At 44.6% G+C, this 8,618-nt stretch carries 6 protein-coding genes and 2 pseudogenes; 3 read left to right on the plus strand and 5 right to left on the minus strand.

The window, feature by feature from the left end; genetic code table 11:
• Window positions 1–82: 82 nt before the first annotated feature.
• Window positions 83–340: pseudogene (locus Q1A70_RS17815) on the plus strand (sodium transporter); the annotation flags it as partial.
• Between the two features lie 90 nt (window positions 341–430).
• Here Q1A70_RS17815 and Q1A70_RS17820 read toward each other — a convergent pair.
• From Q1A70_RS17820 to Q1A70_RS17840, 5 genes are all read right to left on the minus strand, one after another.
• On the minus strand, window positions 431–967 hold the full coding sequence (locus tag Q1A70_RS17820; RefSeq protein WP_017099343.1) for an RNA-binding S4 domain-containing protein: 537 nt from the start codon (window positions 965–967) through the stop codon (window positions 431–433).
• 116 nt (window positions 968–1,083) lie between these two features.
• On the minus strand, window positions 1,084–2,736 hold the full coding sequence (gene yejF / locus Q1A70_RS17825) for a microcin C ABC transporter ATP-binding protein YejF (protein WP_299694784.1): 1,653 nt from the start codon (window positions 2,734–2,736) through the stop codon (window positions 1,084–1,086).
• Between the two features lie 9 nt (window positions 2,737–2,745).
• Complete coding sequence (locus Q1A70_RS17830) at window positions 2,746–3,768, minus strand: ABC transporter permease (RefSeq protein WP_299694786.1); 1,023 nt, start codon at window positions 3,766–3,768, stop codon at window positions 2,746–2,748.
• A gap of 31 nt (window positions 3,769–3,799) precedes the next feature.
• The gene (locus tag Q1A70_RS17835) at window positions 3,800–4,888 is read right to left on the minus strand and encodes a microcin C ABC transporter permease YejB (protein WP_299694789.1); all 1,089 of its coding nucleotides are present in this window, start codon (window positions 4,886–4,888) and stop codon (window positions 3,800–3,802) included.
• Between the two features lie 8 nt (window positions 4,889–4,896).
• Window positions 4,897–6,792, minus strand: coding sequence for an extracellular solute-binding protein (locus Q1A70_RS17840; RefSeq protein WP_299694792.1), 1,896 nt, complete (start codon window positions 6,790–6,792; stop codon window positions 4,897–4,899).
• A 359-nt stretch (window positions 6,793–7,151) separates the two neighbouring features.
• Here Q1A70_RS17840 and Q1A70_RS17845 point away from each other — a divergent pair, with 359 nt between their 5' ends.
• Together Q1A70_RS17845 and Q1A70_RS17850 are read left to right on the plus strand one after the other, a co-directional pair.
• Window positions 7,152–8,189, plus strand: coding sequence for an endonuclease/exonuclease/phosphatase family protein (locus Q1A70_RS17845; protein ID WP_299694795.1), 1,038 nt, complete (start codon window positions 7,152–7,154; stop codon window positions 8,187–8,189).
• A gap of 212 nt (window positions 8,190–8,401) precedes the next feature.
• Window positions 8,402–8,494: pseudogene (locus Q1A70_RS17850) on the plus strand (IS110 family transposase); the annotation flags it as partial.
• Between the last annotated feature and the right edge of the window lie 124 nt (window positions 8,495–8,618).

The following is an 8,618-nucleotide window of genomic DNA, read 5'->3' on the forward strand; positions in this document are numbered from 1 at the left end:
GAAGTACACCTAAACCCAGAAAGAGAAGCTGCTTAATAAGTAAGCAAATGATGACAACTACCTTGAAAAACGCCGGTATGTACGCCTGAACAAACCGATCAAAGAAGATGGGTGGTATGTTGTTCCGGGTAAAATCGATGCACCTTGTTGGGGACTACTCGTCATGTTTGTATTCTCACTCGTTCTACTTTGGGGGATTAACGAGTTCATTGAGAACGGACCAATGTTGATTAACTTTATCCGAGTCTGCTCTGTTATTGTTGCGGCAAGTATCATTGGTTATATGATTTACTCATTCAAGCGTTCTAAGACGTCAAATGAAGTCGAACAAACCAGTTAGAGTTATCCTCAAATTAAGCTAGCTACAACAAAAAAGGCTCACTAAATAGTGAGCCTTTTGATATCTACTTAACGTCTTACAAGAATAATGTTAGAAGAATTCAATCGAATTACGGCCGCTTTTGTCATCACGTGTTGGCTTTGGCGTGTCCGCTTTCTTTTTCGGTTTCTTCTCTTTTTTCTCTTTCTTTGGTTCAGCCTTGGCGCTTAGCATTTCTGCTTTGCTTTTCTTAGATTCTTTCTTCTTAGAATCCTTTTTAGACTGGCCTTTCTTCGCCTTGTTCTCTTTTTTTGGCGCTTCTTTCTTTTTCGGCTTTTCTAATTCTTCTTGTACTGGCTGATCACACACCACTACATAGTATTCTTGGTTGAATTCAAAGAAGTCGCCATCGTACATTTTACGACGCTTACGGGTTTCTAGCTCACCATTTACCGCTACGTAGCCTTCAGAGATGATGTGCTTAGCTTCACCACCACCACTCACTAGGTTAGCAATTTTAAACACTTTGTAGAGCTCGATTGGCTGTGATGAAACATCAATACCAATTGCTTCAATTTCAATCTCTTCGCCTTCTTCGCCCAGCTCTTGGCCTTCGTAATCAGCGTCTTCGTAATGTTCTTGGTCCATGGTGACCTCTACCTAACTATGTACTTCTGGAATATTGGCCGCAGTGTAATCTTAAAACAAGTAAATGACCATGTTGAATTCATCAAGCACTATCTGTTTTCGTCACTAAAACTGCGCTACAACGCCCCATCCACATTCGATAAACTCACAAGTTGCTTGGTGTATTCATGCTGCGGATCACCAAACAAAGTCTCAGTGTCACCCTTCTCTATCACCTCGCCCGCTTTCATCACTATGGTGTAATGACACAAGGATTTGACGACATTCAAATCATGGCTAATAAACAAATAGGTCAAACCGTACTTTTCTTGAAGTGACTTCAAAAGATCCAGTACTTGAGCTTGAACGGTTCTGTCGAGTGAAGATGTTGGTTCATCGAGTAGGATAAACTCTGGCTTAAGAATCAGAGCACGTGCAATAGCGATACGCTGCCTTTGTCCGCCAGAAAACTCGTTTGGATAACGATGGCGAGTTTCAGGGTCTAGGTCGACCTCTTTCATAACCTCACAGATACGTTGGTCGAGTTCGATTTCATCCAATTGTTGATGAACCAGTAAACCTTCGCCTATCACTTGAGCAACAGACATTCTTGGGTTTAACGCTGAAAACGGGTCTTGAAATACTACCTGCATTCGGCTTCTAAATGGCAGCATCTGCTGGCGGTTTAAGTTTTGTAGTTGTTCGCTTTGGTAGGTAATCGAACCTTCACTTTCCACCAGTTTTAATATCGCCATACCGGTAGTCGATTTTCCAGATCCGCTCTCCCCCACTAACCCGATTGAGTGTCCTCGCTTTAGAGTAAACTGCATATCCGTCACCGCTTTCACATGGGAAATGGTGCGTTTAAATAACCCACCAGTGATCGGGAACCAGACTCGTAGCTGATCAACCTCAAGCAACGGTTCACTTTCCGAAGAAACCGGAACAGGTAAACCTTTCGGGTCAGAGTTAATAAGCTTTTGCGTGTAAGGATGAGTAGGCTCATGAAACAACGTTTGGCAATCGTTACTTTCAACCAAACGTCCGTCTTTCATCACCGCGACTCTGTCGGCAATCTTACGCACGATACTCAGATCATGAGTAATGAAAAGCATTGCCATGCCGAGTTCTTGTTGCAGATCTTTCAATAAATCCAAGATTTGCGCTTGTACTGATACATCCAATGCAGTGGTCGGCTCATCGGCGATAAGCAGCTCTGGCTCATTAATCAGTGCCATCGCTATCATCACCCGCTGTCGCTCTCCACCCGATAGCTCATGCGGGTAAGCCGATATTTTTTGCTCAGGGTTACGAATACCCACTTTAGACAACCATTCAATAGCCAAAGCTTGAGCTTTATTGGTTCGCATACCACGGTGAATCGCTAGGGTTTCAACCAACTGCTTGCCAATTCGATGCAGCGGATTGAGTGATACCATTGGCTCTTGGAAGATCATACCAATGCGACCACCACGAATTCCACGAAGCTGCCGTTCAGAGCAACTCAAAATATCGTTACCCGAGAAGTTAATCTTACCGCTTAAGTAGTGCGATGAGCCTTTCGGCAGCAGTTTTAATACCGAGTTGGCTGTGACCGATTTACCAGAACCACTCTCTCCGACGAGCGCTAACGTCTCGCCCTTGTATATCTCTAGTGAGACATCATGGGTCACTTGTTCTATCGAGTCTTTACGTCCAAACCCTACCGACAATTTATCAATGGTTAGAACGGGAGATGTGTTGGCATGCTCTGTTGCTGATCTTGAAGTAGGAACTGTATTTGAAGTCATCGGTTATCCTTACTTCTGTTGGTGTGGGTCGAAGGCATCACGCACCGCTTCACCAACGAAGACGAGTAACGTAAGCATCAGCGAAAGCACGACGAAAGCAGAAATGCCAAGCCAAGGCGCTTGTAAGTTCGCTTTACCTTGCGCCAAAAGTTCACCTAGCGAAGGTGAGCCAGCAGGAAGACCAAAGCCTAAGAAATCTAACGACGTTAATGTGGTGACCGAACCAGAAAGAATGAACGGCATCATGGTTAACGACGCCACCATCGCATTGGGTAACATGTGACGCAGCATTATGCGTTTATCATCAACCCCCATTGCCTGTGCTGCTCGAACATAATCAAAGTTACGACAACGCAAGAACTCGGCTCGCACAATGCCCACCAGACTCATCCAACTAAACAGCACCATGATCCCAAGCAACCACCAGAAATTCGGTTCGATGAAGCTTGATAGAATAATCAACAAGAACAAGGTTGGCATACCAGACCAGACTTCAATGAACCGTTGCCCAAACAAGTCGACCCAGCCACCGTAGTAACCTTGCGTCGCGCCGACCACAACACCAATCACGCTCGATACAATCGTTAAAACAAACCCAAAGATAACGGAGATACGAAAACCATAGATAATACGAGCTAATACATCGCGTCCTTTGTCGTCGGTACCTAACCAGTTAACCGAATCCGGCTCTGATGGCACTGCGCCTGTAATGTCGAAATTTATCGTATCGTAACTAAAAGGGATGATTGGCCATACGATGTATCCGCTGTCTTCAATGAGATCGATTACATACGGGTCTGTATAATCGGCTTCGGTTTCAAACTCGCCACCAAATTCCGTCTCAGAATATTCATTGATGACAGGGACAAACCATTGATTGTCATAAGACACCAATAATGGCTTATCGTTGGCGATGATCTCTGCAAGCAGGCTTAATCCAAACAGCAGTGTAAATATCCAAAGAGAAATAAAACCACGCTTGTTGGCTTTAAAACGTAGCCAACGAGCTTCAGCTAAAGGGTTGCTAAACATTTTTTATCAATACCTTGTTATTCATTCGCCATTAACGCGCTTCAAAATCAATTCGAGGATCAACCCAGGTATATGTCAGGTCGGAGATAATACTCAGCACCAAACCGAGCAAAGTCATGATATAGAGAGAACTAAACACCACTGGGTAATCACGTTGAATGGTCGACTCAAAGCCCAGTAAACCAATGCCTTCGAGAGAAAACATCACCTCAATCAACATCGAACCCGTAAAGAAAATACTAATAAATGCGCTGGGGAAACCCGCAATGATGATCAGCATCGCGTTACGGAAAACGTGTTTATAAAGAATGCTGCTTTCATCCAAACCTTTCGCTCGTGCCGTGACCACGTATTGCTTATTGATCTCATCAAGGAAAGAGTTTTTTGTCAGCATACTCAATGTTGCAAAGCCGCCAATCACCATGGCAAAAATAGGCAACGCCAAATGCCAGAAATAGTCGATGATTTGCTGATACCAATTGAGCTGTTCGAAATTACTCGACACCAGACCTCGCAGCGGGAACCAACTGAAGTAGTTGCCGCTCGCAAACAAGATGATCAGAATAATCGCAAACAGAAAGCCCGGTATCGCATACCCCACAATGACGACGGCACTTGACCAGATATCAAAGCGAGATCCATGATGAATCGCCTTCATGATCCCCAAAGGTATAGAGATCACGTAGATGATTAACGTACTCCACAAGCCTAAGGAAATAGAAACCGGCAGTCGCTCTATAATGAGATCAATCACATTACCACCTTTGAACAGGCTTTCACCAAAGTTAAAGGTCGCATAATTCTTTAACATGTCGAAATAGCGAACGTGGATCGGTTTATCAAAGCCAAACTGCTTTTTGATCTCTTCCACCACTTCAGGATCAAGCCCGCGTGACCCTTTATAACCACTGGCAGACGCTTGGTCACTTTCACTTAAATCGACTTCTTGTCCACCACCCGAAAAGCGCTCCATAATACCGGAGTTATGCCCTTCCAATTGAGCAACAGCCTGCTCGACTGGCCCACCGGGCGCAATTTGAATAATGAAAAAGTTAATGGTGATGATCGCCCACAACGTGGGGATCACCAATAACAAACGTCGAAATATATACGCGGCCATGCTAACTCCTAACGACGTTTTTCAGGAAGCAAAGCCGCCTTCTCTTCTGATATCCACCAAGTATCAATCCCTAGGTCATATTTAGGTAATTGCGATGGACGCTCAAACTTATCCCACATTGCTACGCGATACTCTCCAACATGCCATTGCGGGATATTATAAAAATTCCACTGCAACACACGGTCAAGAGAGCGACCCAGCGTTAGTAGCCTTTCTGGATGCTGTTGGTTACGCGCAATTTCTTCGGTTAACGCGTCAACCACAGGGTCCATAACACCGGCAGTATTGTAAGTCGAATCAATGTAGTTAGAGTTCCACACAATCATTAAGTTCGGGCTTGGGTACGGGTTCGGCGAAAACGATGAAGAGACCATGTCAAAGTCACGATCACGAAGACGCTTAATGTACTGAGTGGTATCTATGGTACGGATCTTCATCTCGATACCCATACGCTTCAAGTTTTTTTGAACGGGGGTTGCGATACGTTCCGTGGTTGGGCTGTAAATCAACAACTCAAACGACATCGGCTTGCCTGTCTTTTGGTTGGTCATCACTTTGTCTTTCAACACCCACCCAGCCTCTTTCAACAACTTGAACGCGGTACGCATCTGACTACGAATACGACCGCTACCATCGGTGACAGGCGGCTGGAACTCTTCAGTAAACACTCGCGGAGGAATTTGGTCTTTGTACTGAGACAGCAGCGCAACTTCCTCTTCACTTGGTAAGCCTTTCGCTTCATAGTCTGTGTTTTGGAAGTAACTACGCGTGCGTTTGTACTGACCGTAAAACATGTTCTTATTCATCCACTCAAAGTCCATTGCGTAGGTTAACGCTTCACGAACTTTAGGATCAGAGAAGACCGGAGACTGAATATTGAAAACAAAGCCTTGGGTCGATTCTGGCTTCTCGTGATTAATCTCTTCTTTAACGATGTAGCCTTTATCGAAGTTCGCCCCTGTGTAGGAGTTGGCCCAGAATTTAGCCGAGTTCTCAGTTCGAAGATCAAACTCCCCTGCCTTGAACGCTTCTAGCATCACCGTATCGTCTCGGTAATAATCGTACTGCACTTGCTTGAAGTTATTGCGACCCACATTAACAGGTAGATCGGCGGCCCAATAGTTTTCATCTAGTCCATAAGTCACGCTTTGGCCAGACTTATAGTTGATGATTTTGTAAGGACCACTTCCCACCGGAGGCTCACTCAAAGGCTCAGAGAGTTTTCGGTCTTTCCAGTAATGCTTTGGTAATACGCGGGTGCTTTGTGCAAAACTAAACAGCTTCTCGCGGTTTGGTTTATTCATCTCAATACGCACAACCCGATCAGAGACGGCGGTCACCGATTCTATCTCTTTGTAATACACGCGGTACTGAGGGACACCTTCGGTCGAGAATTTATCGAAAGTAAACGCAACATCGTGCGCCGTGATAGGTTGACCATCATGGAATTTGGCGTTTGGATTGATATCAATTTCTAGCCAAGAAAAGTCGCTGGCATAGCGCACTTTTGACGCAATAAGTGGGTAGTAGGCATCAATTTCGTCACTTGGCGAGAACATCAAGGTATCGTAAATATCCCCGGTGTAGCTTGCCGCCACACCACGGGAGCCGAATCGATTAAAGCTATCGTAGGTACCAATGCTGCCATAGGTCACTTTGCCTAGCTTAGGCGCATTCGGGTTTACATAATCGAAATGAGTGAAATCGGCGGGGTATTTGGCTTCCCCAAAACCCACCAACTGGGTGGTTTCAATCACGGTGACGGCGGAGTTTGAATCGGTATCAGAAGCGTAAGTAACAGAAGGCGGTAGCGCAAAAAGCGGCAGCATGACTGCACATGAAGCTAAGTTGAACCTGAAAAACTGAGTGCGCTGCGAGGCTTTGCGTTGGAAAACTGTTTCCATTTGACTCTCCCTTCAAATGTCATAAATGCGTTGTATCGCTTGATTGTCGGCTTGATATGCACGTCGATAAACCAAGTATAGGTTCAAATCTAACATCATGTAATAACTAATAAAACCATCACCAGTGTAACTCTGACCGTTTATTTGCAATTACTCGTACCCAATCTAAGTTATTAAGTGATACTCAGATAAACAGTAGCACTATAATTTGCTTACCTGCCACGGCATACGCATCAGTTTACGAGGTTTGTCTCTGCCGGTGATATGCAAACTAACAGTGATACGCAATCTAAGAAATGTTCAACGATCTCGCCATGGTTGCGCTATCCTGATCTCCTTAGGCTTAATGGAGTCACACTTTGAATAAAGTAAACCAAGTCACCTTCTCTACGTTCAATCTTTTGAACTACCTCGAACCACCAAATGCCTATTATGATTTTGAGAATATCTATAGCTTTGAGGAATGGCAGAAGAAGCAGCATTGGATAGCTAAAGCGATTGGGTCATTAGATTGTGATGTGATTGGCTTTCAAGAAATATTCAGTTCACTATCTTTAAAACAACTACTGAGCGAGATTGGTTATCCTTATTTCGCGGTGGTCGATAGCCCGCATGTTGAAGATGATTACCTATATACCTCACCTGTCGTTGGTATTGCATCTCGTTATCCGATAGAGAATGTACAACCCGTGATGCCGAATGCCGAGTTACTGAGGGCATTCAACCTTGGCGACAAATTCTCATTCAATAGAACGCCAGTTCACGCTACGATCACGTTACCCCATTTGGGATCGACCGACTGTTATGTCGCGCACTTTAAATCACAGCGTCCAACCGAGCCAAAGGCAGATTCTGTCGATAACACTCGGCAAGGCGAAAAACCACAAAGTGACACGCTCACTCGCTTCCACCAACAACAACTGGGCTCTTGGTTATCTAGCGTTCAGCGCGGCCTTGAAAGCCAGCTGTTGCATCAATACATAACCCAGCAACGCTATCAAACCGATCAACCTGTTGTGCTGATGGGCGACTTTAATAAGCCTCTGTTTAATGATGAGTTTAAAGGGCTATTAAGTTACTCAATCAACCGAGATGAAAGCAGTAAACATTGGTTATCCTACTTTCGATTAAAAGACAGTTGGGATCTTTACCACCAACTGCATGAAGAAGACTTGCTTGAACAGCGGAAACCCACCCATTACTATGGCGCTTCTGGGTCGGTACTGGATTACATTTTGATGTCGAACGAGTTTGACTGTCAGAACTCATCAAGCTTAATGGAATTGTCTGATTACACGGTTTTGGATCATCACCTGGTTAATCCAAGCTTTGAGCACGATCAATTCAGCACCGATCATGCGATTGTTGCCGTTACCGTGCATATCCGTGAGGCATAAAATCACCAAGCCAACACATTCTCCCTACAAATAACTCGTGATTGAGATCACCAAAAAACGCATCATCGAAACGTTTCGATGATCGTTATCACACTCTCAAAAGGCGAAAGGTGCAAATGATAAATCACACACTACATGGCGACCAAGCACCTGATTGATAACGGCCACTCTCAAATTGGCTGTATCACAGGTCCGCTGCATCGTAACCAGGCACGACGGGTGGCAATGTCATTCTTCTCGGTATTACCAAACGGGGTAATACTTACATTCGCTCTTTACTGGTTCATGGCGCTAGAGTTGCTTTAAGACGAGCCAAGTTCAAGTCCGACAAACTCAGTAAATGGATGCTTGAATTATACCAATTTGATTATTTAATTGGTCAGCTTAGTCCAACTTCGGTAGCACATAGATATAACCTTCTCAGTCGAC

This window comes from uncultured Vibrio sp. (assembly GCF_947488985.1).
Taxonomy (GTDB): domain Bacteria; phylum Pseudomonadota; class Gammaproteobacteria; order Enterobacterales; family Vibrionaceae; genus Vibrio.